This is a genomic window from Epilithonimonas caeni DSM 17710 (assembly GCF_000426465.1).
GTDB lineage: Bacteria > Bacteroidota > Bacteroidia > Flavobacteriales > Weeksellaceae > Epilithonimonas > Epilithonimonas caeni.
Map to the genome: position 1 here is coordinate 74108 of NZ_AUFK01000013.1, position 25150 is coordinate 99257.

The following is a 25150-nucleotide window of genomic DNA, read 5'->3' on the forward strand; positions in this document are numbered from 1 at the left end:
CTCTAAATAAAAAATGCAGCTAAGTAATTTAGCTGCATTTTTTTATTTTTATTAAAGTGATTTGGTTTTAAACTACACCTTGAGCCAACATTGCCTCAGCTACTTTTACGAAACCTGCGATATTTGCACCTTTTACATAATTTACATAGCCATCCTCTTCTTTTCCGTAATCTCTACAGGCTTTGTGAATTCCTATCATGATCTCCTTCAATCTTGCATCTACTTCCTCAGAAGTCCAGTTAAGCCTGATCGAGTTTTGTGTCATTTCCAATCCGGAAGTTGCAACACCTCCAGCATTAGACGCTTTCCCGGGAGAGAAAAGAACTTTGTTGTCCAAGAAATAGTTGATTGCCTCCAACGTAGAAGGCATGTTCGCTGCTTCTGTTACACAAAGACATCCGTTTGCCACCAGTTTGATCGCATCCTCAAGATCCAATTCGTTCTGGGTTGCAGAAGGGAAAGCGATATCACACTTCACTTCCCAAGGTCTTTTTCCTGCGAAGAATTCCGCTTCAGGATATTTTTTTGCATAATCCTCAGCTCTATTGTTTCCGGAAGCTCTTAATTCAAGAAGATATTCGATTTTTTCTCCAGAAATTCCATCTTTATCATAGATGTAACCATCTGGTCCTGAAATGGTAACCACTTTTCCACCAAGATCATTGATCTTCTTGATAACACCCCAGGCCACATTTCCGAATCCTGAAACTACAACTGTTTTACCGGTAATAGATTCGTTGATGGTTTTCAACATCTGCTCAGCAAAATAAACCACACCATAACCAGTTGCTTCGGGTCTGATAAGGGAACCCCCGTAAGCCAGACCTTTTCCAGTCAAGACTCCGGTAAACTCATTTCTTATTTTCTTATACATCCCGAAAAGATACCCGATCTCTCTTGCACCAACGCCGATATCTCCGGCAGGAACATCAGTCTCAGGGCCAATATGTTTACAAAGCTCCATCATGAATGCCTGGCAGAAACGCATTACTTCCATATCAGATTTCCCTTGTGGGTCAAAATCAGAGCCTCCTTTTCCTCCTCCCATTGGAAGCGTGGTCAAGCTATTTTTGAAAACCTGTTCAAAAGCTAAGAATTTCAAAACGCTAAGATTAACTGTCGGGTGGAATCTAATCCCACCTTTATATGGTCCGATCGCAGAATTCATCTGGATTCTGAATCCTCTGTTGACCTGGATCTCCCCTTTGTCATCGATCCACGGCACTCGGAAGATGATCACTCTTTCCGGCTCTGCCATTCTCTCCAGGAGCTTCATCCCGGTATATTCTTTTCTCGTAGCGATGAAAGGGATCACGGTAACCGCCACTTCTTTTACTGCTTGGATAAATTCTGGTTCGTTAGGATTTTTGGCCTCAATTTTTGCCATAAACTCCTGGATCTTTTGCTCAACGTTATAGTGTTCCATTGTTCTATAATTATGACAACAAATTTAATTTTATTTTCGAATTTCGCAAGTAATATTTTGTTTTTTATCGAAAATTTAAGGATAATCATTAAAGTATTTGCATAATGCATAATTATGATTTTTGTATTAATGATTCTTAAATTTAATGTTAATTTACTTCAAATTTCCGAAATGATGATTTTATTGATCTATCAGGTATTGCCTACCGGAAAGACATTTTATATGACCATAAATCTCTAGATCTAAGAGAATTGGCAAAAGCTTATGATGTAAAACGCCCGATTTTTCGGCAATATCATCCAAAGAAATGGATTCATTATCCTCAATAATGTCCAAAATCATTTGGTGCTCTTTTTTATCCGAATCTAGTATGACCTTCGTTTTTTCCTTTGGGAAAAGTTCAGGCTGAGGCAGAAAATTCAGATTTTTGATCAATGTATTGATGTCAACAATAGTTGCAGCTTTGTTAAGAGATATCAGTTGGTTGCAGCCCTGGCTAAAAACATCCGTGATTCTTCCAGGCAAAGCATAAACGTCTCGATTATATTGATTCGCAAAATTGACGGTCGTTACAGATCCGCCACCATAAGCCGTTTCTACAACGATCAGGTTAGGAGAAAATCCTGCGATGATCCTGTTTCTTTGAAGGAAATTTTCTTTTGCCATACCTTCAAAGGATGCATACTCTGTTACCAGCGCACCATTATTCTCCAGGATCTTATTTGAAAGACCTTTGTTCCTGGAAGGATAAATAGAACCAAGGCCCTGTGCCAAAACGGCAATGGTGGGAATTTGATTTTTAAGAGATTCCTCGTGAACACAAGAATCGACTCCCAAAGCCAGACCACTGACAGTAGAGATTTTGGAGCTCGATAATCCGTGAAGTAGATCTTGGATGAAACCCTTTCCATAAACAGTCATTTTCCGTGTCCCCACGATGCTGATTGGATTTAGATCAGGATTGAGGTTTCCTTTGTAAAATAGCAATATAGGAGAATCATCACAATTCAAAAGATGTTTTGGATAAAGGTCATCATTCTGAGAAATGATTTTAATATGTTGTTTTTCGCAAAGCGCTATTTCTTTTTCGGCAACTTGTAAAAAATCCTTATTCCCAATGTTTTGAATTGTCTGTTTTCCGATTCCGGGAGTGGAAAGAAGAGATCTGGGAGAAGATTCCCAAACTTTTTTGGCTGATCCAATATTTTTGATCAGTTTTTTAAGATTGATGTTGCCAATGTTTTTGCACTGCTTAAGTGCAAGGATGTAAAGATATTCTTCGGAGGTCATAGGTCATTTGTGTTCTGACCAAATTAAGGATTATTTTTCTCTTTTCCGAATTTCATCCAGATAATCCCAAATATTTTCCTGTTTCAATTGCGGCAGTTCTTCGAAATCTTCAGGATGATTTGCCATATACTCCTGCCAGATCTTATCATCTTTCTCATTGTAGTAATTAGGAAACTCCCAAATGTATTTCTTTTTTTTTTCTCCAAATTTTCTAAATATAATCGCCAAAATAATTCCGGTGATACTTCCTGCCAAATGTGACTGCCAGCTGATTCTGCTCGGCTCTTCCAGATTTGAGAAAAATTCTTCCGGGAAAATTCCCCATATCAAACTTCCGTAATATAAAGCAACAACCATAGAAATGGTCAACAATTTCATATTCCAACGGAAAACGCCGCTGAAAAAAATGAAAAACGCCAGCATATAAACCAATCCACTTGCACCAATGATGCAACTGTAGTTCCATTCTCCCGTCATAATGTCGATAGGTGGCAACATCCAAACCAACAAGCCTGAAGCAATCCAACCAATAAAGAAAATTCTGTAGGCTATTTGGGGATAAAATTCAAATAATAAAAATAAAAGAATCGCAATCGGCATAGAGTTTCCGATAATATGATCCAAGCTTCCGTGCAGTAACGGAGCAAAGAGAATACCTTTCAACCCTTCCGGCATCAATGTAATAAGTGCGCCGTCACAACCTTGGAAAAATCCGAGATTCTGAAATAAGAAAAAACTCCACATCAATACCAACATAATGATTGGCACCAAAATAGATCGCAAATTGAAAGATTTTAAAAACATTGATTTTAGATTCTCAATTTTACAGCCAATGATCAAAAAAGGTAATTTTGTCCGTAAAAATCAGGTCAAATAATATGAATTTGGTTATAACGGCAGATTCTGAAAAATTTAGTTTTATTATTTTTGTTCAAAATTAGATAATAATGAAAAAGATATTGGTGCTATTTGTCCTAATTTTGGGTATCTCTATTAATGCTCAGATAAATGATTATCAAAGGATAATTGATTCTATCGGTCAAAAAAAATGGGACTCTATATCCATCAATATCGATAGTCTTGCCAATCCAAGACTTGTGGACGTCAAATCTTTGAAAAGAGATGAGGTAAAGATCAACAACAGCATTGTGGTTGTACCAAATGATGACTCAAGCCCTTTGACCCCATCATCCATCCTGACTTTACCAACCCTGAAACGCTGGTTCATCTTTGGGCAAAATACATTGGTTTTCAATCAGTCATCGTTTGCAAATTGGTATGCCGGAGGAAATAATAATATTGGCGTTATCGGAAAGGTGAATTACAATATCGTTTATAAAAAGAACAAGCATTATCTGGACAATAATATTCAGTTAGGTTATGGTTTTGTCTCTTCCACCGGGCAATCTACCAGAAAGACGGATGATTACATCAATATCATGACCAACTATGGATACGAGTTGGCTCAGCATTATTATTTATCTACCGGATTTCAATTTTTATCCCAATTTACTCCGGGATTCAACTATTCTTCGACACCGGATCCCGTCTATGATGATAGGATCTCAAAATTTATGGCGCCTGGTTATCTTAATTTAGGTCTTGGTTTCTCGTACAATCCAAACGAAAACTTCCAGATCATTCTAAGGCCATTGAATGGAAAGTTTACTTTTGTTTTGGACAAAAAGCTCCAGACAAAAGGTAACTATGGTCTGGAAAGAGACGGCCAGAGCCTGAGAGCCGAGGTTGGTACAATGATGAATGTTCTTTATAAGATCAAGCTTTTCAAAGATGCAACCTATGTGAACCAGATCAATTTCTTTAGTAACTATCTGGAACACTCGGAACGTGTAGATATCAATTACAGTGGTGCACTGAACTTGAAATTCAACAAATATATCACAACTTCTGTGACCATAGATATTATGTACGATCACGACCAGATCCAAAAACTGCAAAGAAAGCAAACTTTGGGTGTAGGTGTGACATACAGTTTAGGTTATAAAGTAGAAAGAGACAGCAAAACAGGCGTGATCAATCCTTTTGTGAAATAAAATCCTCCACAGTATTTCATTATATTTGTCGAGAAAACAAATAAATATGAAGAAAATATTATTCTTTGGAAGCCTTTTGATGGCTTTCAATTCCTATGCGCAAGAGCAGCCTGTTCAAGATTCCATAAAAGCTTGGTCCATAATTGGACAGAATACATTGATGCTCAATCAATCCGCTTTCTCCAATTGGGTAGCCGGAGGTGCCAACAACATTGGTTGGCAAGCGGGTATAAACTATAACCTAACCTACGAAAAAGATAAAGACCTTTGGGAGAACATCATCATTCTGGGTTATGGCATGAACAATACCCAAGGTGTTGGAAACAGGAAAACGCAGGACGTGATCAATCTTTCTACCAATTACGGAAGAAAGATATCTGATAACTGGTACGCATCTGTCGGAGCGGGTTTAATTACACAATTTGCGCCAGGATATGAAGATGGGAATAATCCTGATGCTTCCAAGATCTCTAATTTCATGGCACCGGGATATGTAAATCTGGGAGCTGGTTTTACTTATAAACCAAGTGATAATTTTACCATGACACTGAGACCTGCCAATGCAAGATTTACTTTTGTTCTTGACAAAGATCTGCAATACGCTGGAAACTACGGTTTGAAAAATGATGGAGATTCTATGTTGTTTCAATTTGGATTCTTGGGAACAGCGCAGTACAAAGTAAAGTTAATGGAAAATATCACTTTACAGAACACGGCTTCCGTTTTTTCCAATTATCTTGACCATCCGGAAAGATTGGTGCTTTCTTACGGCGGAATTCTTAATATGAAGGTTAATAGATATATCTCGACGAATGTAACTTTGGATCTTTTATACGATCACAACCAGATCAAGAAAACACAGTTGAAACAAACTCTGGGAATCGGATTTGCCTACAACATCGACAATGGCAAGAAAAGATCAGAAGACAAACGGAATCAGGGCTGGAAATAGAAATTTTAAAATAAAAGAAGTGGAGAATTAATTCTCCACTTTTTCGTTTAACCAGCCTAATCCTCCAAAATGCTTTTTGAATTTCTGGATCTTTGGTCCAACGACAGCACTACAATAGGGCTGCGTAGGATTGGCATTGTAATATCCCTGGTGGTAAGCTTCTGCTGACCAGAATTTTTTGAAAGGAACGATCTCTGTTACATATTTTCCGTTCCATTCCTGTTTTGCTTCGGAGTCTTTCAGAGATTCTTCAGCTTCCTGTTTTTGTTTTTCAGAATGATAGAAAATTGCTGACCTATACTGCGTTCCAATATCGTTACCCTGTCTGTTAAGCGTGGTCGGGTTATGAAGAAACCAAAAGACCTCCAATAGTTGTTTGTAAGAAATGATCTTTGGGTCAAATGCAATCTGAACAACTTCTGCGTGGCCAGTTGTTCCAGTGCAAACTTCTTCATAGGTAGGATTGTTTTTATGTCCTCCGGAATATCCAGAAATTACTGAGTCCACACCTTTCAGCATATGAAAACAACTTTCCACACACCAAAAACATCCACCTGCCAAAGTGGCATATTCCAAATTGTTTTTATCCATTTTTTGATTTGTTAAAGGTTTTGTCTTTTTCTCCTGCCCATTGCAGTTGATGAGAAAAAAACTGAGTATTAATAATAAATAACGATTCATTTTCGGGAAGGAAAAATCCTTTGATTTTCCTTGTCATCAATAGCAAAAATTATTCCTATCAAAAAGAAACATCAAAGGATCTATGAATACCAATTATTTATTTTCCCATACAAGAGCACTTGCTCCCAAAATGGCTGCATCTGCCTCATCCAGCTCGCTGAAAACCAATTTTACTTTGCCTCGGAAGATAGGAAGCAGGTTCCTTTCCATATGCAATTTGGCAGGTTTTAGCAAGAAATCACCAGCCTTGATCACACCACCAAATAACAGTATAGCTTCAGGAGAAGAGAACATAACAAAATTTGCCAAAGCTTCTCCCAATTTTTGTCCTGTATATCTGAAAACCTCTATTGCTGTTGGGTCACCCTTCTCAGCACATTCGAAAACGGTTTTGGAATTGATAGATTCTTCAGGATATTGATTCAGCATAGAATCCGGGAACTCTGCACGGAATTTTTTTGCCGTAATAGCAATTCCCGTTGCAGAAGCATATGCCTCAAGACTTCCTTCCGATCCTGTGCTCCAATGTTTTCTTCCACCAGGTTTCACAATTGTATGTCCTAATTCTCCGGCAAATCCATCGTGTCCGTAGATCAGATTTCCACCACTGATAATCCCGCTTCCAACACCTGTTCCAAGTGTGATCATGATGAAATCCTTCATTCCTCTAGCTGCGCCGAACATCATCTCACCAAGGGCTGCCGCATTGGCATCATTGGTCATTTTGCACGGCACTCCGAATTTGGCTTTCATCAATTCAGCAAAGGGGACAACACCTTTCCAGGGCAGATTAGGTGCAAGTTCGATCGTTCCTTTGAAATAATTGGCGTTAGGTGCACCAACGCCTATACCGTCCAGAGTCTTGTTTTGACTTGCTTCATCAATCAGAGGCTTGATGTTGGTATACAGAGCATCGATAAAATCCTCGACCTCTTTATATTCTTCTGTTTTTATACTTCCTTTTGCCAGGATCTCTCCGCGATGGTTGACCAAACCAAATTTAGTATTAGTTCCGCCAATATCTATTCCTATTGCTATTTGCTTAGATAAATCAATTAATGACATCAATTTTTAATTTTTTTAGACGCTAAATTTATGGAAAATCAATGTAATATGTGTCAAATATTAATTTATTTTTAAATTTTAGAAGCTGACTTTTATCGTTAATCCAAAAGTTCGAGGGTCGCCCAGAACGCCGGCGTAATGTCCGGCATTTCCGGCTCCTGGAAGCAATTGTTCAAAATAATCCCTGTCAAATATATTTCTGACCCAGATAAAAGTTGTAACACCTTGTCTCACCCGAAAACCGAATCTTGTATTGAATAATGCATAACCGGGAATATTCAAAAATTTGGATGGTGTTGGACTTGATGAGAAGGTTGAACGATAATAACTATCCAATGCAAAAAAGTAATCTCCACTGTATTTGAGGAATTTTCCGGCGAAATTAAATTCTCCACCTGTTGAACCTGCCCATTTTGAGACACCAGGAAGAACACCACCGGAAATATCAACATAATTTACACCGCCTGTATCTTCCAAAGCTGGTGGCGCGTTCGTGAATTTTTTGTAGATCGCTTCTGTATAGGCTAAATTTGAGAAGAAATAGAAGTTACTGAAGGTATAAGAAATATCAGTTTCAATGCCTCGTACCTGAACTTTTTCTGCATTGGCAAGATATCCTCTGTTAAGTTGTAAACTTTCTGCCTGAACCTGGATCTGATAATCTTTGATATCAGAATTATAAACAGTCAAATTAAAAATAAAATTCTTGAAAGGTTGAGATTTAAGTCCGATTTCGTAATGTAGAATTCTTTCCGGCTTTACGACAGCAAGTTCCGTCATCACTCTTCCGTTTTCTGTAGGAAGTCCTCCTAGATTGAGTCCAACAGGTTTGAAGCCTGTAGAAAAAGTTCCGAAAAGATTATAATTTTTATTTGGTTTATAAGCTAAAGTCAATTGTCCGGAAAAATTGGTATCATCAATAGATGCATCGAATTCCTGATTGCTGTAAACAGAATTCTTCAAAGCAATCAAAGCGGGATCGCTGGTTTCCAAGCCTCCGTAAGTGATTCTTTTGAAATCGATTTCTTTTTTGTCATAATTAATTCTAATTCCGGGAAGCAAACTAAGTTTTTCGGTGAAAGCCCAATCCAACTGTCCAAACACCGCTCCACTAAAGGAATTGAGGCTTGGATAAGATTTGATGCCATATCCATCTAATAACCCCGGGGTTTGCCAAAGAGAACTTGTTGAACTTTGAGAGAATCGCCATTGGTCCTTTCCTGCTTCCTCGATTTGTCCGTCTTTATCAGCTCTTAATCTTTGCCAGATACCAAAAACACCGAAGACTCCGCTCAATTTTTCATTGAAATTTCCCGACCATCGGATTTCCTGGCTCCATTGCTGATGCTTACTCGGTGCCTGTGATTTTGCCAATGCTGACAGTCCTGTAAAATCTCTATCATTTGAAGGATTCCAGTTCCAGAATCTCCAGGCTGAGGTTGATGTGATTTTTCCTTTTCCAAGATTATATTCAACGTTCAAGGAAACTCCACCCATATCTTGTTCGGCTTTCCAAGGCGTGTCTGTATCAACCGTTCTGTTGAATGGGTCAATTGTTGGAAGTGTATAACCAAGGTCAGAGATAATATTATTGAATTGCCTGTAAGCCACTCTTTTGGTCGTTACAACTCCGGCAATGACCTGTGCATATCCATTTGCTCTTAACCTGTTGTAATCTCCGGTTAGAATGAATTTCAAATTTTCATTCGGTTTGTATAACAATTGGTCCCGGATAGCGATGGAATTGATATCATTAAGTTCCTGATTGGTCCTCGAATTATAAATTGTTCCATCCCTGTGCGTTCCGGAAGCGGAAAACCTATTAGCCAATTTATCCGTAATCGCTCCGGTCACCGATGTTTTTGCCTGAATGAAACCATAATTTCCGTAACTGACCTCAGCGGTTCCTCCAGTTTTAAAACCTGGCTGTTTTGTAGTCACGTTGAAAGTTCCTGCTGTTGTGTTTTTACCGAATAAAGTTCCCTGCGGACCTCGCAAAACTTCGATTCTTTCGATATCGACAAAATCCAGAGTTGTAGCTGCCGGTCTTGCATAATAAACACCGTCAACGTAAAACCCAACACCCGGGTCAAGTCCGTCATTTGTCAAACCAAAAGTTGAACCCAATCCTCGGATGCTGAGACTTGTATTCCTAGGTGTTGAGCTGTAAAATTGAACAGATGGAACAAATTCTTTCAATCGGTTGACATTGAATGCTCCAGTTTCCTCGGCTTTTTTTCCTGAGATAACATTGATGGGAATCGGAACCTGTTGAGCTGTTTCTTCCCTTCTTCTGGCGGTTACGACAACTTCTGTAATAACAACATCATTTGGTAATAGTTTGATGAATAAAGTATCTGTCGGGTTTTCTTTTATTGATACAAATCTTGTCTCAAAACTTTTTTTCTGGATCTTCAATTCGAAAGGAAAAGAATTGATATTCTGCAGGACGAAGTTTCCATTCTGGTCTGTTTGTATGGATAGATCTTTATCCGTTTTCGATGATATTTTTGCGTCATTGATGGACCTATTATTGATACTGTCAAGAATTTTTCCATAAATAGAATTCTGTGCGAAAGAAAATGTGAATGACAAAATAAGAAAGATCAAGATTGCCTTTCCAAAGAAAGTCGAAAGTCTGCTCATAGTTTAAAATTAATGAGCAAATGTAGAAAATAAATAATCTATACTAAAATAGTATGAATTAAAATTAATATAAAAACTGAATGATTAAACTTAGGTTTTTTCCAATTATTTAATTGTTGTTTTCTTCCTTCTCCCCCACCAGATCATAAATCCGGTAACCGGCATCGATGCTATGATCAGACTTACTATGAAAGCAATGATTTTAGTTGGCAGACCTAATATTGCGCCGACGTGGATGTCGTAATTGGCAGCAACCGTCTTTTCTCCAAAGTTCTTATCCTTTGGATCATGTCTGTGCAGAAGTTCCCCGGAATTTTCATCAAAAATAAGACTGCTGCTCTTGTGATAAGAATAAGACAAATGTTTTACATAAACCTCAAAATTCGGATGTTCATGATCATCGATATGCGGATGTCCCAGATCCAAAGAAAAACCATAGGCATTGGGATAGAGTTCAATAACTTTATCAGATATCTTATCCAAGGTTTTATCGGTTCTCATCTCGATCGGTGCTTTTGTCGTGATCTTTGAAAAATCCGGATAAGCTGTTTCTCCTCCTGAAAATATCACATAAATCATCGCCTGAACGACGAAAAATGCATAGAATAATCCTGTAATTGTGAGAATCAATGCGAAAATTGAAGAATAGAAACCAAGGATGTTATGAAGGTCATAATTTTTTCTTTTCCATTGTGTGGTGTCTTTCCATTGAAATTTGAAGCGTTGTTTTCTAGCTGCTTTGTTTTTTGGCCACCAAAGGACGATTCCCGTGATCAGCATTATCAGAAAAATAATAACCGGAATCCCCACAACATAAGTTCCCCAATCCTGCTTGAGAAGAAAGCTCCAATGGATAGATTTTACAATCGCAAAGAATCCGTTTTTCTCATCATAAACTTGCAGAACTTTTCCAGTGTAAGGATTGACATAAGCCAATTTGTAGATCGGGAATTCGTCAAAGTAATTCCATTGGTCTGGCTGATGTTCATACCAATAAAATTGATAGGACATTTTTTTATCAATCGGAATGTTGACCCAATGGATCGGATATTTTTCTTTGGTCTGCCGGTCAACTAATTTTTCCAGCTCCCGGATCGGAATCACTTTTTTGGATTCGATGTTTTGCTCGTTGTGATAGATATATTCCTTACGGGTAAAGTTTTCTATCTCATCTTTGAAAACATAAAGTGCACCGGTAATCGAAATAATAAATATCAGGAAACCAACGGACAAGCCAAACCACAGATGTAGCTTGGCTGACCATTTCTTGAAAAATCCTGGTTTCTTTTTATGATGGTGTTTTTTCTTCATACTGATTTGAGCAGGCTAAGATAAACTTTAAAATTTGTACTCGACCATGAAAGTTCCCCTCATTCCCATGGAATTGGTAAAATCACTGTCCCGTGCTGCCCACCAAGCGATGGCCGGCTTGTACATTTTGTTCAGAACATTCTCTATACCCAGAGATAGTTTCCAGCTTTTATCGATATCAAAACTTGACTTGAAATTGAAAACTGTGTATTCGGGGACCTTTCCTTCACCATAAGCGAACAAGCCTGTTTTCACATTAGGTGAAAATCTGTCCTGCTCGAACGCATGAAGCATATCCAAACCAACAGATAATTTTTGTAAAGGTCTCAGCTGAACATAGGCCAATACTTTGGGTGCAGAGATCCTGCTGTTATTGATCTTTGTTGAGTAATCTCCGTCATCTTTTGGAGAGGTGATTCCTTCCATCCAACTGTAACTTCCGCCGAAATTAATCCATCTTGCCGGTGTAAAATGTAAGAAACCCTCCACTCCATAAACTACTTCCGGTGCTCTTTGTATCGTTAAGGCTCTATCCGGGCTCTGGACGAATGAAGCGCCTAGTTTTGATGTGCTTACATAAGAAGTGATCTCATAGTTCAGCCATTCTGTCATTTGTCCGGTTGCTCCCAATTCATAATTGTTAACAATGATCGGTTTTGTTTCCAGGTTTGTGATCGTGTCAGAGGTAGAGGTTCTCAGGATCCTGCCCAGTTCATTGATGGAATATGATTGTGAGAAGCTTCCGAACAGATTAACCATCGGGTTGATATTGTAGCGGATTCCGATGTTTCCAACCAAAGCATTGTACTCCAGATCGCCACCTTTTACAAAAATACTTTGGGTAAATGTCCCATCATTTTTGATGGTGGAAAGCGTATTGAAATCACCGACTTTCACTTTCATATTTTCATACCGAAGACCTCCTTTGATGGTCAGCTTTTTTAGCAGATCAATCTTGACCAACATAAAAGGTGCGATATTCGTCATGTCCATATCCGGCGTCCAGTAACGGCCGTCTTCCAGCTTCTGTACAGTTTGATCATCCAGCATATCAACACCATAGATCACCTCTGCCTGAGAATTCTGACCATTCCAAAGCTGGGTATCCAGATTTACCCTCGCACCACTTTTTCTGGAAATAATGTTGGATTGTCCTCCGTTCAGGAAAGTGTCACTGTATCCGTACACTGTTCTGAAATCCTGTAGATAAAGATTGACATCCAAGGCGGTTCCCGACCAAAGATTTCTATTGTCGTAACTTAATTTGATGTTATGGTTTCTCGGTGTTCCTTGCGGAGTCGTTTCAAGATTCTTTCCTTTGCCTTCGCCAATGGTTGGAATCAAGCCATATTTTCCGGTCTTTAAGCCTAAGTCCAGGTCAGATCTTGAGGCATAGCCAATATATGAAGCTTCTATTCTTTGATTCTCATTGATATTGTACCCCAGTTTCAGCATTCCGTTATAGTTGTCCATTTTTGCGGGACTGTATGACGGGCTTAGATCAACACCATCCGCATCTTTCATATAGCCCGTCCTTTCGTAGGCCATTGATGCGACATAATCAAAATTTTTCGTGATCTTTCCGGATAGCAATTGGCTTGCCCTGTATCCTAAAGTTCCGCCATAAGGCTGTCCTGTAATACCAACCTGAGTAATTCCCGAGATCGTTTTTTCAGAATTGCTTTTTCTTGTAATATAATTGATGATACCTCCATCTGCACCATTTCCGTATATCGAAGAAGCCCCTTTAATAACTTCTATCCTTTCTATTACAGAAGGATCGATCACTCTTATATCCCTCGCTCCGTTACGCAGAGGCGTAGATTGTGGAATTCCGTCGATCAGAACCAAAACCTGACGTCCTCTCAGGGTTTGCCCCGTATTGGAAGTTTGCCCGGAACTGGTTGCCAAACTCGGTACCGTATATTGTAAAATACTTGTAATATCAGAATTCACTGTCAATTGTGACTGTATCTGTTTTTGGTTGACAATGGTCACAGAACTTGGGATCTCCTTGATGTTTTCTTTTTTTCTGGATGCGGTCAAAACAACGCCATCCACATCTTTTACATCTAATGAATCTTTTTGTTGTGCAAGTGTCATGACCGTAGCAAGTGATGCTACGGATAGTATTATTTTCTTCATTTTTTAATTCCTTTTTTCTTCTTTCCAAGCCATAGTAAAAATCCGGTTACAGGTAATGATGTGCAAACCAACCCTGCGGCGAACCAAATAATTTTCCCGAATAATCCGAAATATGACCCAACGTGGATATCATAATTGGCATTGGCATATTTTTCTGCGTTGTTAAGCTTCTGATGAGGTTTATTTGCTAATAATTTTCCTGAATATTTGTCGAAAATCAATTGATTTCTGATGGCAAATTGTCCGTCTTTATCATAAATGGTCACCGGAATATTCTTTAAGTCCTTTCCTTTTTTATTTTTTCCGTTTAAAGGAATCCTGAAGCTCGATGAACCCGGATATAATTTTTTAGTTTCCCAGGCAGCAAGGTCAAAAACGGCATTGTTTCTCTTTAGTAATGAATCAGGAGATTTGATGTCTTTTTCTTTCGGAAGTTCCCATGCACCGGAAAGTGTCATACTGAATGCATTCTTCACCCATGGATAGGCAAAGTAAATCCCTGACAAACTCAATAACAAAGCTATAACCGAAGCATAAAATCCCAGAATGTTATGGAGGTCATAGTTTCTGCGTTTCCATGTTTTAACATTTTTCCAATCAAACCAAAGCCTTGTTTTTCCTGTTTTTTTGTTTTTCGGCCACCAAAGAATGATTCCTGTGATCAGCATAATGATGAATAAGACAACGGGAATCCCCACAACGTACTTCCCCCAATCTGATTTTAATAATAAACTCCAATGGATGGCTTTCAAAATAGGGAAAAGATCATATTTTTCATTATACACCCCCAAGATCTGTCCTGTGTATTGATTGACATAAATAAGCTTATTGATCTTTACTTCCTGAAAATAATTCCATGCCTGCTTATCCTTTTCATAGTACAAAAACTTATAAGATCTATTTTTGACCAGAGGAATCTCAACAGAACTGACCGGATATTTTTCATTGGGCTTCAATGATACTTTTTCCTTCAGAACTTCGATTGGAAGTGGTATCTGTGTGATTGTTTCAGGTTTTACATAGATGACGTCTTTTCTGATTTGATTTTGAATTTCGTCCTTGAAAACATACATCGTCCCTGTCAAAGCTACGATGAAGACAATCAAACCAATGGATAAGCCAAACCACAAATGCAGTTTGGCAGACCATTTTTTTATAAAAGAAGGTTTCTTCTTATGAAGGTGCTTTTTCTTCATAAAGATTTAAAGTAGAGGCGACAGATTCACTTTTTTAGAATTTATATGCTATTGAGAATCTCCAGTTTCTTGGTGCTTCTGCTTGATAATAGTATCCTCCTTTGTATGTTCCGTCAGCTTGTAAGAAACTATATCCACTACCACTATACAAGTATCTATTAAAAACATTAAATACATTCAGGTTTAATCTGATTTTAGAATCTTCCCAAGACATTCCTGCATCGAATTTCAGATAATCATTCATTTCTAAAGGAGAATCCTTACTTCCCCAGTCCCAAGTGCTTCTGTCAGCTAAAAAAGTTCCTCCAAATGTGAATCCAAATCCCTTTAATAAATTATCTTGTGTGAAAGTATAATTTAACCAACCATTCACTGTGTGTTTAGCATAACCAGGAACCCTTTGCCCTTTAATAGCAGATGGTGTTGTTTCTGTATATGTATTTTCGGTAAAAGCATAATTGAAAATTGCATTAAAGCCTTTTACTATCTCTCCTTTCAAATCAAATTCTGCTCCCTGAACTCTTGTCCTTCCTAGGAAAATAGAATAAATACCTGAAGGATCTGTTGGATCACCAGTTATAGCATTTCTTTTACTAATGTTATATAAGGATAAAGTGGTATTCCATTTTCCACCTGCCCAATCTCTTTTTAATCCGACTTCAACATTATTACCTGTAATTGGTTTTGCGGTTGAGCCATTCCTAAATAGTCCTGTTTGTGGAACAAAAGCCTGATCATATAAAGCATAAGCTGAAGTATTCTGATCAATTGAATAGCTTAAACCAAAACGGGGTGTTATTTTTTCCCCTTTTTGTTCTGCCGCTCCATAAGCTTGTTGAGAAACATTTGTATATCTTGCAGCAATAGTTAATCTTAATTGATCTTCAAAAAAGCCCAATTCATCCTGTAGATAGACGCCATTGTAGTTTTGGCTGATTGTCCCCCAAGGATTTGCTCTTTGTTCCAACGGAATACTTCCATCGAATGTTGGATATCCAGCGCTTGGAACTGTATAAATATTTGAATTGGTATCAAACGGACTAGTGACCAAATCAATAGCTCCTCCTTGATTCCAGTCTGCTAGATATTTTTTGGAGCCCAAATCTAAGCCCGCAAGAATTTTATGTGAAACGCCACCTGTTTTTTCGTAACCATTTAAAAAGACTTGACCAAATTTCATTACATTACTTGCTTCCCAGAAGTAAAGGCCTCTAATCATATATCCAGTTGCTTGGTCAAACATGCCAGGCCATATATCACTTCCTAAAGTGTGATTATTCATATAAGTCAATTGTGCGGTCAACTTCCAATCTGAGCTAAATTTATGCTGTAAATTAATATTTGCAGTATGATCATTAATATTTGTGGGTGCAATCCCCGGGTCAGATACAGTATAATCAACAGGTTTAGTTCCGTATCCATCAAAACTGTATACATAAGATGAGCCTACTTCTGACGACTTAGCTTTTTGATATATATACTCTGCAGTTAAGACTGTTTGATTGGTTAAATCAACTTTAATAGATGGATTAATAATATATCTATCATTAAATTCATATTTTCTGAAACTATTTTTATTTTGGCCCATTAAATTAAGTCGGAATGCAACTTTCTCTGATAGTTTGGAATCAAAATCAGTTTCTCCTCTGTACATATCAAAACTTCCTAGAGTAACACGAGCTGATCCATTAAAATCTTTTCCTGTAGGTTTTTTAGTAACAACATTGTAAATGCCACTAGGTTCACCATTAGACATTAAAAAGCCGGAAGGCCCTTTTACGAATTCAATATGATCAACATAGCTCATATCTTCACTTAAAGGCCCCCAAGGTGTTGTTACATTAACACCATTAAAAAAAGCTTCTGCGCGAGAACCTCTCATATTTACTCTGGTATACATATCTCCCCAATGCTCTAATCTTTGTGCTCCTGCAACATTTCTTAAAACTCCATCACTGAGAGTAGTTACCTGCTGATCTTCTAATGCTCTGTTGGTAATTATTGTAATGTTTTGAGGTATTTTGATAAGCTCTTCATTTAATCGGAGAGAAGATGACCCCTCTTTTTCATTATACTTTTTATAGTATTTATTAAGTATTACCTCATCTATATCATTTGACTTTTTAATCGTGTCATTTTCTTGAGCAAAAGCAAAAGTGGAAACCAAAACCACAGCACTCACAATAATTTTCTTCATTAGGAAATAATTTTTGCAAAGGTATTATTTTTAATTATTCTAAATTAACAAATTTTGTGATTTTTATCAGATTATTAAGAATTGTTCCAAATAAAAAATCCTGCTGATTACTCAACAGGATCAATATTATAGTTAAATCTTATTCTTAAGCCGGGATTTCTCCTTTGTATAAGAAAGAAACAATCTCTTTATTCACTTTATCAACCATTTCGCTAAACAGGTAGAAAGACTCTTGCTTATATATTACCAATGGATCTTTTTGCTCATAAACGGCACCTTGTGAAGAACGTCTTAGGTCGTCCATTTCTCTCAAGTGTGTTTTCCAGTTCTCATCGATGATTGCTAAAGAAATATTCTTCTCAAAATCTGTGATCAGACTTTCACATTTGGTTTCATAAGCTTCCTTCAGATCCGTAACAATGGTCATTGTTTTTGTCCCGTCGCTGAAAGGAACCTGGATCATCTTGAACATAGAACCTTGGTTCAGATAAACATTCTCGATAATTGGATAAGCATTTTCCTTAAGAAGATTTAATCTCAAGTCATAGTCTTCTTTTGCTTTTTTGAAAACGATGTCTGTAAGAGCTGGAATCTGAATGCTTCCAAATTCTGACTCATTTACAGGAGCTTCCATTGTGAAATGTTTGATGATTTCGAATTCGAAATCTTTATAATTACCAGTTGCTTTGGTCTGAGAAACAATGGCCGCAGCCGTATCGTAGATCATATTCACGATGTCATACTTCAAGTGGTCTCCGAACAAGGCGTTCTTTCTTCTTTTGTAGATAACGTCACGTTGTTTGTTCATTACGTCATCATATTCCAATAATCGTTTTCTGACACCGAAGTTATTCTCCTCCACTTTTTTCTGAGCTCTTTCGATAGATTTGGAAATCATGGAATGCTGAATTACTTCACCTTCCTTATGACCCATTCTGTCCATCATTTTTGCGATTCTTTCGGAGCCGAAAAGACGCATCAGGTTATCTTCCAAAGAAACATAAAATTGAGAACTTCCCGGGTCTCCCTGACGACCAGCTCTACCTCTCAACTGCCTGTCAACACGACGGGAATCATGTCTTTCTGTACCTATGATTGCTAAACCTCCGGCATCTTTCACTTCAGCCTTCAACTTGATATCGGTACCTCTACCAGCCATATTCGTTGCAATTGTTACAACGCCCGGTCCACCAGCACCAGCTACAATCTCTGCTTCTTTCTTGTGAAGTTTCGCATTCAGAACCTGGTGTTGAATCTTTCTTAATTGTAATGCTTTTGATAATAACTGAGAAATCTCAACCGAGGTTGTTCCCACCAAAACAGGTCTTCCTGCCGAGGTCAATTTTTCGATTTCTTCAATTACAGCATTGTATTTTTCACGATTGGTCTTGAAAACCAAATCTTGCCTGTCGTCTCTTTGGATTGGTCTGTTCGTAGGAATCACAACCACATCCAACTTATAAATTTGCCAGAATTCTCCAGCTTCAGTTTCCGCAGTACCAGTCATACCGGCTAACTTATTATACATACGGAAATAATTTTGTAATGTAATCGTCGCAAACGTTTGAGTCGCCGCTTCAATTTTTACATTTTCTTTTGCCTCGATCGCTTGGTGAAGTCCATCTGAATAACGACGACCATCCATAATACGACCAGTCTGCTCATCCACAATCTTCACTTCACCGTCAATTACCACATATTCATCATCTTTTTCGAATAATGTATAAGCTTTTAGTAGTTGATTCATAGTGTGAATGCGCTCAGATTTCACAGCAAATTCTCTGTATAATTCTTCTTTGGCAGCAAATTCTTCTTCCTTGGAAAGATTTTTCTTTTCGATGTCGGCAATTTCTGTCGCGATGTCTGTCAAAACAAAGAATTGTGAATCCTCGTTACCTGCAGACATATATTCTACACCTTTATCCGTCAAATCGATTTGATTGTTCTTCTCATCGATAACGAAATATAGGTCTTTGTCCACAATTGGCATATCACGGTTGTTATCTGCCATATATTGCCCTTCAACTTTCTGAAGCAATGCACGGTTTCCACTTTCTGATAAGAACTTGATCAATTGTCTGTTTTTCGGAAGACCCCTGTACGCCTGAAGCAATTTGAAACCGCCTTCCTTTGTGTTTCCGTTAGCAATCAATTTTTTAGCTTCGTTGAAAATTGCAGAGACCGTTTTTTTCTGAACTTCAACAATTCTGTCAATTGAAGGTTTAAGCACATCAAATTCCTGTCTGTCACCCTGAGGAACAGGGCCGGAAATAATCAGCGGTGTTCTTGCATCATCAATCAAAACGGAGTCAACCTCATCGACAATAGCGAAATTCAATTCTCCCTGAACTAATTCAGAAGGATTGGTCACCATATTATCCCTAAGATAATCGAAGCCGAATTCGTTATTGGTTCCGTAAGTTATACTTGCCTGATAAGCTTTTCTTCTGGAATCTGAGTTAGGTTGGTGATTATCGATACAATCGATGGTCAAACCATGGAATTGATACAATGGGCCCATCCAGGCCGAGTCACGTTTTGCCAGATAATCATTAACAGTTACAACGTGGACGCCTCTTCCCGGTAAGGCATTAAGGTAAATCGGTAATGTTCCTACCAATGTTTTACCTTCACCGGTTGCCATTTCTGCGATCTTTCCAGAGTGCAATACAACACCACCAATAAACTGTGTGTCATAATGAACCATATCCCAAACTACCGGTGTTCCCGCGGCATCCCAAGAATTTTTCCAAACAGCAGTGTCACCGTCTAGAACTACAAAATCTTTTGTAGCAGCCAATTCGCGGTCTCTGTCTGTTGCTTTGACCCGGATTTCTCCGTTCTGGGCCAAACGTCTTGAAGTTTCCTTCACCAGCGCAAAAGCTTCCGGTAGAATCTCATTAAGAACCTTTTCTTCTACCTCATAAGATTCTTTTTTGAGGGTTTCTATCTTAGTGAAAAGAGCCTCTTTTTCGTCGACGTTTGTAGAGTTTTTTATCTGCTCTTTTATTTCGTCTATTTGGGTTGTAAACTTAACAGTTGCAGATCTGATCTTTTCTTTAAACTCTGCTGTTTTATCTCTCAGTCCATCATCAGATAATGATTGGATGTCAGATTCTACTGCCTTTATTTTCGTGACAACTTTCTTTACTTCTTTAAGATCTTTTGCATTTTTGTCTCCCAAAAAACTTTTAAGAACTGTATTTAAAAAACTCATAATTTGCTATTTGCGGTTTGCCTTTAGCTTTTAACTAATTGCGTAATTTATTTAATAAGAAATTGACCCGTGACAAAAAGTCAAAAGTCAAAAAAACGAATTAATATTCGTCTTCGTTCCAGAGATAGTCCTCGTCGGTAGGATAATCGCTCCAGATCTCATCTATCGCATCATAGATCTCTCCTTCATCCTCGATTGCCTGAAGGTTTTCTACAACTTCCATAGGTGCCCCTGTTCTGATGGCGTAATCAATTAATTCTGCCTTGGTCATCGGCCAAGGTGCATCGCTAAGATATGATGCTAATTCTAATGTCCAATACATAATTTAAATTTTTTGCAAAAGTAAAAAATTAGGTGATATTTTATATACTTTTCTATTGATTTTCAATAATATTTAAAAATAATTTTATTTGATATTTAAATTTATCTAAGATCAAAGAACGTTAATGCGGATTTCCCAAAAACCATTCCACAAATTTTTTTATGCCATTTTGGAAGTTTGTGCCTGGAGAATAGCCGATAAGCGCCCTGGCTTTTGTAATGTCTGCATTGGTTTTCTGAACGTCTCCGGGCTGCATCGGTAACATTTTTTTATTAGCCTTCTTACCGATTGTTTCTTCCAGAACAGATACCATTTGGTCCAATGTCACGACTTCACTTTCTCCGAGATTAATGATCTCATACACGTTTTCATTGGTTTCCAGATAATCTATTGATTTTAAAATCCCATCAATAATATCATGAATGAAGGTGTAATCTCTAGCCGTAGAACCATTACCGTAGAAAGGGATCTCTTGACCTTCTGAAATTAATTTAGTGAATTTGTGAATCGCCAGATCAGGTCTTTGTCTTGGTCCATAAACCGTGAAAAATCTCAGCTGGACCATGTCAATATGATAAAGGCTATGGTACACATGACCGATGATTTCACCACATTTTTTTGTAGCCGCATAAGGAGAAATCGGATTGTCAACATTATCCGTTTCGGAAAAAGGTACCTTCTCATTATTTCCGTAAACACTTGATGATGAAGCACAAACGAATTTTTTGATTTCGAATTCCTTACAAAGCTCCCAAAGATTCTGAGTTCCCCTGATGTTGACTTCTTCATATTCCAAAGGCCTTTCAATAGATGGACGAACACCGGCCAAAGCCGCTAAATGGACCACCAAATCTATCTTATGGTCGCGGAAAATAACTTCCAAACCTTTTTTGTCCCGAATGTCCTGATAGTAAAGTTGATAATTATCTGATTTAGTTTTAACTGCTAAATTTTGAATATCGGTTTCCTTGTCTGAAAAACTAAATCCGGTATCTAAGCCTAAAGATTCCAGGGTATTTCTGACTTTGATCTTGTAATCATAAAAATCGTCAAAGTTGTCAACATTAATGACAGAATGTCCATTTTTCAAAAGTTGCTCTACCAAGTGAGAACCTATAAATCCACTGCCACCCGTTAAAAGATAGTTCATAAAATCAATTGTGATGCGAATATAAGAATTAAACAAAAAAAGAACTACAATAAATCATAAGAATAATGTGTCTGATAAAAATTTAAAATTAATTAAATAATGATTACTTTTAATCCCAATTTCTAATCTAAGACAAATGCATTTTTCCGGACAAATTCTCAAAATGATCTCCCAAAACGGACAGCCTATCCAATATTATCTGAATCTAAAAGATGACCTGATCAATATGAATCAGCTTTTCGGGAAAGAACTTAAAATAAAACACATCGGATATGAATGTGTGAATTGTGGAAGCGACGAGAAGATCTACAGAATGGGATTCTGTAAAAAATGCTTTTTCGAAAGTCCTTATGCGAGTGATACCATTATTCGTCCGGAATTATCCACAGCACATCTTGGCATCGCAGAGCGGGATCTGGAAATTGAGAAAGAAATCCAGTTGGTTCCGCATATCGTTTATCTGGCCTACACAGGCGAAGTGAAAGTGGGCGTAACAAGAGAAGCGCAGATCCCGACACGCTGGATCGATCAGGGCGCAACGTTCGCATTGCCGATCGCAGTTACCGAAAACCGTTACGAAGCCGGAATGATCGAGGTTGAACTCAAAAAACATATCGCTGACAAGACCAATCCGAAAAAAATGCTTGCAGACGATTATGAAGATACTTTGGATTTGATCGATTTTCGAAATAAGATCGCAGAATATTTCCCCAACGATTTCAAAAAGTTTGCAGTTACTGAAGAGAATGTTATAAAACTCGATTTTCCTTATGAAGCACCAGAAAAAGTCAATGTTTTTACGCTGGACAAAAGACCGGAATTCAGTGGAGTTTTGAGAGGAATCAAAGGGCAATATCTTTCTTTTGAAGGTGGCGACTTTATCAATGTAAGAGGACACGAAGGTTATGTGATCGAATTGAGCCTGTAAATTTGGAATGGTTTTAGTCATTAATTTTTTAAAATAAAATTTATGCTAAAAAAACTACTGAAAATTACTGCTATCGTCCTTGGGAGTGTCTTGATTCTCATAGTTTTACTGAATATCGGGTTCAGCCTGTGGCTCAAGTATAAATTGCCTGATTATCTCAAAACCAAAACGCCTTACGAGATTACTTACGAATCCCTGAATGTCGAAATCCTAAGCGGAAGCATCTCTGCCAATCAAATCAAAATCAAAACCAAACAACCAAACAACCTTGAAACCATAGCTCTCGATGGAAGCTTAGACAATCTGAATATCAGCAGATTAAGTATAATTGAATTTTTGAGAAACAATCAAATCGAAGCCAATTCTATTAAGCTAATTAATCCCAATTTAAAAGTCAGATTAGCAAACCCACGGACTGGAAAAAACAAAAAAAATCCAAATCCTTTTACAATCAAAAATATTGAGATCAAAAAGGGAAATATCGAGGTTTATAAATCGGAGAACACCAAATTTTTCTCCGCAAGCAACTTTGACCTTGATGTCAAAAACCTTAGTCTGAACCAAAATCCCGATGAATTGCCTTTTGCGCTGGATGGTTATAAAATATCTGCCAATCAGTTTTATGCACAAATCAGTGATGTTTATTCTTTGAATTCGTCGGAACTAAAAACGGTCAATGGAGAATTGACCATCAATGATTTCGAATTAAAGCCATTGATTGATTTCAAAAACTGGGAACAGAATTTCAAAACACAGAAAACACTTTACGATATCAAAAGCAAAAGTATTTCTTTCAACGATTTGATATTTAACAAAACAAAATTAAGTTTCAAAAACGCTCAAGTTATCGACCCAATTTTCATTTTACAAAATCGTGATAGTAAAATTGTTAGACAAAACAAAGAAAAGTCCAACTTTAATATTGATTTTGAGAATTTCGATATTAAAAATGGACAATTTTCTATTCTGAGACCGAATGGGAAAAAGTCACTCTCATTAGCGAAATTCGATGCAAATTTGAAGGGTTTTTTAATGGACGAAGAAACTTCGAAAAACAAAATCCCTTTCACTTACAAAGATTACAAAGTTTCCGGAAATCAATTTTTTTATGACGCAGGCAAATATTACAATATGGATTTGTCAAGCTTTGAAATGACTTCGCAAAATATTGATCTAAAGAATTTTAAATTAAAGCCAAAAGTGTCAAGAGCGGAATTTGTAAGAATGATTCCAATGGAAAATGACTTGTTCGATATTTCTGCAAACAGGGTTCAATTGTTGGGACTTAACTGGAAATTCGAAAATGACAAGCCGAATATCAATCTTAAAAATGCAAAGCTGACGAATGTTGACGCCAACATCTTCCGAAGCAAAATCCCGAAAGATAATCCTAAAGAAAAGCTGCTTTATTCTAAATTACTGAGAACTATAAAATTTCCTTTAATTATTGAAAATCTGAATCTTATCCAGTCTAAATTGGTGTATGAAGAAGATACTCCGGATTCTCACGGACCTGGCAAAGTTATATTTACAAATTTTAATATGGATGTCAAAAATCTGAATTCCAACAAACAAAAAGGAGGCAATACAAAAGTTCCGATAATGATCAACTGCAAATTTATGGATGTCTCTCCAATGAAAGTGAATTGGAATTTCAACACGGCTGATATGCGCGATAATTTTACAATTGGAGGCAGCATTCATAACTTGCCAGCTGTTGATATCAATCCATTTATCAAACCTTATCTCAATGTTTCTGCAACGGGAACAATCACAAGCCTCAACTTTGACTTCAAAGGGAATAATGACATTATGAACGGGAAATTCAGGATTGCACACAAAGATTTGAAGGTCAGCCTTCTTGATAAAAAAACAAGGGAAAAGAAAAAGTTTTTATCTGCAGTGGTTAATCTGGTTGTGAGAAAAGACTCCAAGCAATTTCCAGAATCCGTGGATGTTTATGTTGAGAGAAACAAAGAGAGGTCATTCTTCAATCTGTTCTGGAAAGGTATCGAAGATGGTTTGAAAAAGACTTTAATCAGTATCAATGTTGACAAAGTGAAGGAAAATGTTGAAGATGTGAAAGAGACCGTGAAAGAAACAAAGAAGAAAATAAAAGAAGCTAAAAATAATATTGCTGAAAAAAAGAAATAATTATTTAAGGATAAAAAAACAAGCTCAAAACGTAGAATTTTGAGCTTGTTTTATATAGTCCAGATTTTAAAAATCATATTCTTCTTTCTCTTCTGTTGGCAAAGATTTAATAAAGTTATCAAACTCTTGTCCATCATAATTACTGTTGGCACCGTAAGAATCTATAATCATCGCCTTGTTTCCGTAAACATCTTCTACAAGATATAAGGCAACATTGTCCGCCGGGTCACTCGCCCCCTCGAACCTGTAAGTGCGGATAATTTTCAGGTCTTCGGCTCGATATGCTTTTTGCGTACTATGAATGACGAATTGTTTTTTGTCATTCATTATGATTTCATCCGTAATTCCTTTTTCTCTTAGCTTCTCCATGACCTGGGAGAGCGTAAGCATTGATCTAGTGCTCATAATAATATTTT

18 protein-coding genes are annotated in these 25150 nt (G+C 37.4%); 4 read left to right on the forward strand and 14 right to left on the reverse strand.

Annotation, left to right across the window (positions count from 1 at the left end):
- Positions 1–67 precede the first annotated feature (67 nt).
- The 3 genes from gdhA to K319_RS0105845 form a co-directional block, all read right to left on the reverse strand.
- Positions 68–1426: an NADP-specific glutamate dehydrogenase gene (gene gdhA, locus K319_RS0105835; RefSeq protein WP_027382793.1), complete on the reverse strand. Its 1359-nt coding sequence runs from the start codon at positions 1424–1426 to the stop codon at positions 68–70.
- A 180-nt stretch (positions 1427–1606) separates the two neighbouring features.
- Positions 1607–2716, reverse strand: coding sequence for a DNA-processing protein DprA (gene dprA / locus K319_RS0105840; protein ID WP_027382794.1), 1110 nt, complete (start codon positions 2714–2716; stop codon positions 1607–1609).
- A gap of 30 nt (positions 2717–2746) precedes the next feature.
- A complete protein-coding gene (locus K319_RS0105845; RefSeq protein ID WP_027382795.1) occupies positions 2747–3520 on the reverse strand; it encodes a rhomboid family intramembrane serine protease in 774 nt (257 codons plus the stop codon).
- 143 nt (positions 3521–3663) lie between these two features.
- Here K319_RS0105845 and K319_RS0105850 point away from each other — a divergent pair, with 143 nt between their 5' ends.
- Both K319_RS0105850 and K319_RS0105855 read left to right on the forward strand, forming a co-directional pair.
- The gene (locus tag K319_RS0105850) at positions 3664–4770 is read left to right on the forward strand and encodes a DUF3078 domain-containing protein (RefSeq protein WP_027382796.1); all 1107 of its coding nucleotides are present in this window, start codon (positions 3664–3666) and stop codon (positions 4768–4770) included.
- A 46-nt stretch (positions 4771–4816) separates the two neighbouring features.
- On the forward strand, positions 4817–5722 hold the full coding sequence (locus K319_RS0105855; RefSeq protein ID WP_027382797.1) for a DUF3078 domain-containing protein: 906 nt from the start codon (positions 4817–4819) through the stop codon (positions 5720–5722).
- A gap of 27 nt (positions 5723–5749) precedes the next feature.
- Here K319_RS0105855 and msrA read toward each other — a convergent pair whose 3' ends face one another.
- From msrA to K319_RS0105905, 10 genes are all read right to left on the reverse strand, one after another.
- Positions 5750–6403, reverse strand: a complete 654-nt coding sequence (msrA, locus tag K319_RS0105860; protein WP_027382798.1) for a peptide-methionine (S)-S-oxide reductase MsrA — start codon at positions 6401–6403, stop codon at positions 5750–5752.
- 93 nt (positions 6404–6496) lie between these two features.
- Complete coding sequence (locus tag K319_RS0105865) at positions 6497–7468, reverse strand: ROK family protein (RefSeq protein ID WP_027382799.1); 972 nt, start codon at positions 7466–7468, stop codon at positions 6497–6499.
- A 78-nt stretch (positions 7469–7546) separates the two neighbouring features.
- Positions 7547–10114 carry a TonB-dependent receptor gene (locus K319_RS0105870; RefSeq protein WP_027382800.1) on the reverse strand — a complete coding sequence of 856 codons (2568 nt, stop codon included), beginning with the start codon at positions 10112–10114 and terminating at the stop codon, positions 7547–7549.
- Positions 10115–10219: 105 nt separating this feature from the next.
- Positions 10220–11425 (reverse strand): PepSY-associated TM helix domain-containing protein, encoded by a 1206-nt coding sequence (locus K319_RS0105875; RefSeq protein ID WP_027382801.1) that lies wholly within the window; start codon positions 11423–11425, stop codon positions 10220–10222.
- Positions 11426–11452: 27 nt separating this feature from the next.
- Positions 11453–13570: a TonB-dependent receptor gene (locus K319_RS0105880; protein WP_027382802.1), complete on the reverse strand. Its 2118-nt coding sequence runs from the start codon at positions 13568–13570 to the stop codon at positions 11453–11455.
- On the reverse strand, positions 13567–14766 hold the full coding sequence (locus tag K319_RS0105885; RefSeq protein ID WP_027382803.1) for a PepSY-associated TM helix domain-containing protein: 1200 nt from the start codon (positions 14764–14766) through the stop codon (positions 13567–13569). The genes K319_RS0105880 and K319_RS0105885 overlap by 4 nt, the downstream gene beginning before the upstream one ends.
- A 34-nt stretch (positions 14767–14800) precedes the next feature.
- Complete coding sequence (locus K319_RS19890) at positions 14801–16963, reverse strand: TonB-dependent siderophore receptor (protein WP_051230482.1); 2163 nt, start codon at positions 16961–16963, stop codon at positions 14801–14803.
- A gap of 145 nt (positions 16964–17108) precedes the next feature.
- Complete coding sequence (gene secA, locus K319_RS0105895; RefSeq protein WP_027382804.1) at positions 17109–20180, reverse strand: preprotein translocase subunit SecA; 3072 nt, start codon at positions 20178–20180, stop codon at positions 17109–17111.
- A gap of 100 nt (positions 20181–20280) precedes the next feature.
- Positions 20281–20502, reverse strand: coding sequence for a DUF2795 domain-containing protein (locus K319_RS0105900; RefSeq protein ID WP_027382805.1), 222 nt, complete (start codon positions 20500–20502; stop codon positions 20281–20283).
- A 121-nt stretch (positions 20503–20623) separates the two neighbouring features.
- Positions 20624–21652 carry a GDP-mannose 4,6-dehydratase gene (locus tag K319_RS0105905; protein WP_027382806.1) on the reverse strand — a complete coding sequence of 343 codons (1029 nt, stop codon included), beginning with the start codon at positions 21650–21652 and terminating at the stop codon, positions 20624–20626.
- 136 nt (positions 21653–21788) lie between these two features.
- Between K319_RS0105905 and K319_RS0105910 the strand changes: the two genes are divergently transcribed.
- Positions 21789–22580, forward strand: a complete 792-nt coding sequence (locus tag K319_RS0105910; protein ID WP_027382807.1) for a DUF2797 domain-containing protein — start codon at positions 21789–21791, stop codon at positions 22578–22580.
- A gap of 42 nt (positions 22581–22622) precedes the next feature.
- Positions 22623–24734 carry an AsmA family protein gene (locus K319_RS0105915; protein WP_027382808.1) on the forward strand — a complete coding sequence of 704 codons (2112 nt, stop codon included), beginning with the start codon at positions 22623–22625 and terminating at the stop codon, positions 24732–24734.
- Positions 24735–24800: 66 nt separating this feature from the next.
- Here the strand turns inward: K319_RS0105915 and K319_RS0105920 are convergent, their stop codons facing one another.
- On the reverse strand, positions 24801–25139 hold the full coding sequence (locus K319_RS0105920; RefSeq protein WP_027382809.1) for a hypothetical protein: 339 nt from the start codon (positions 25137–25139) through the stop codon (positions 24801–24803).
- Between the last annotated feature and the right edge of the window lie 11 nt (positions 25140–25150).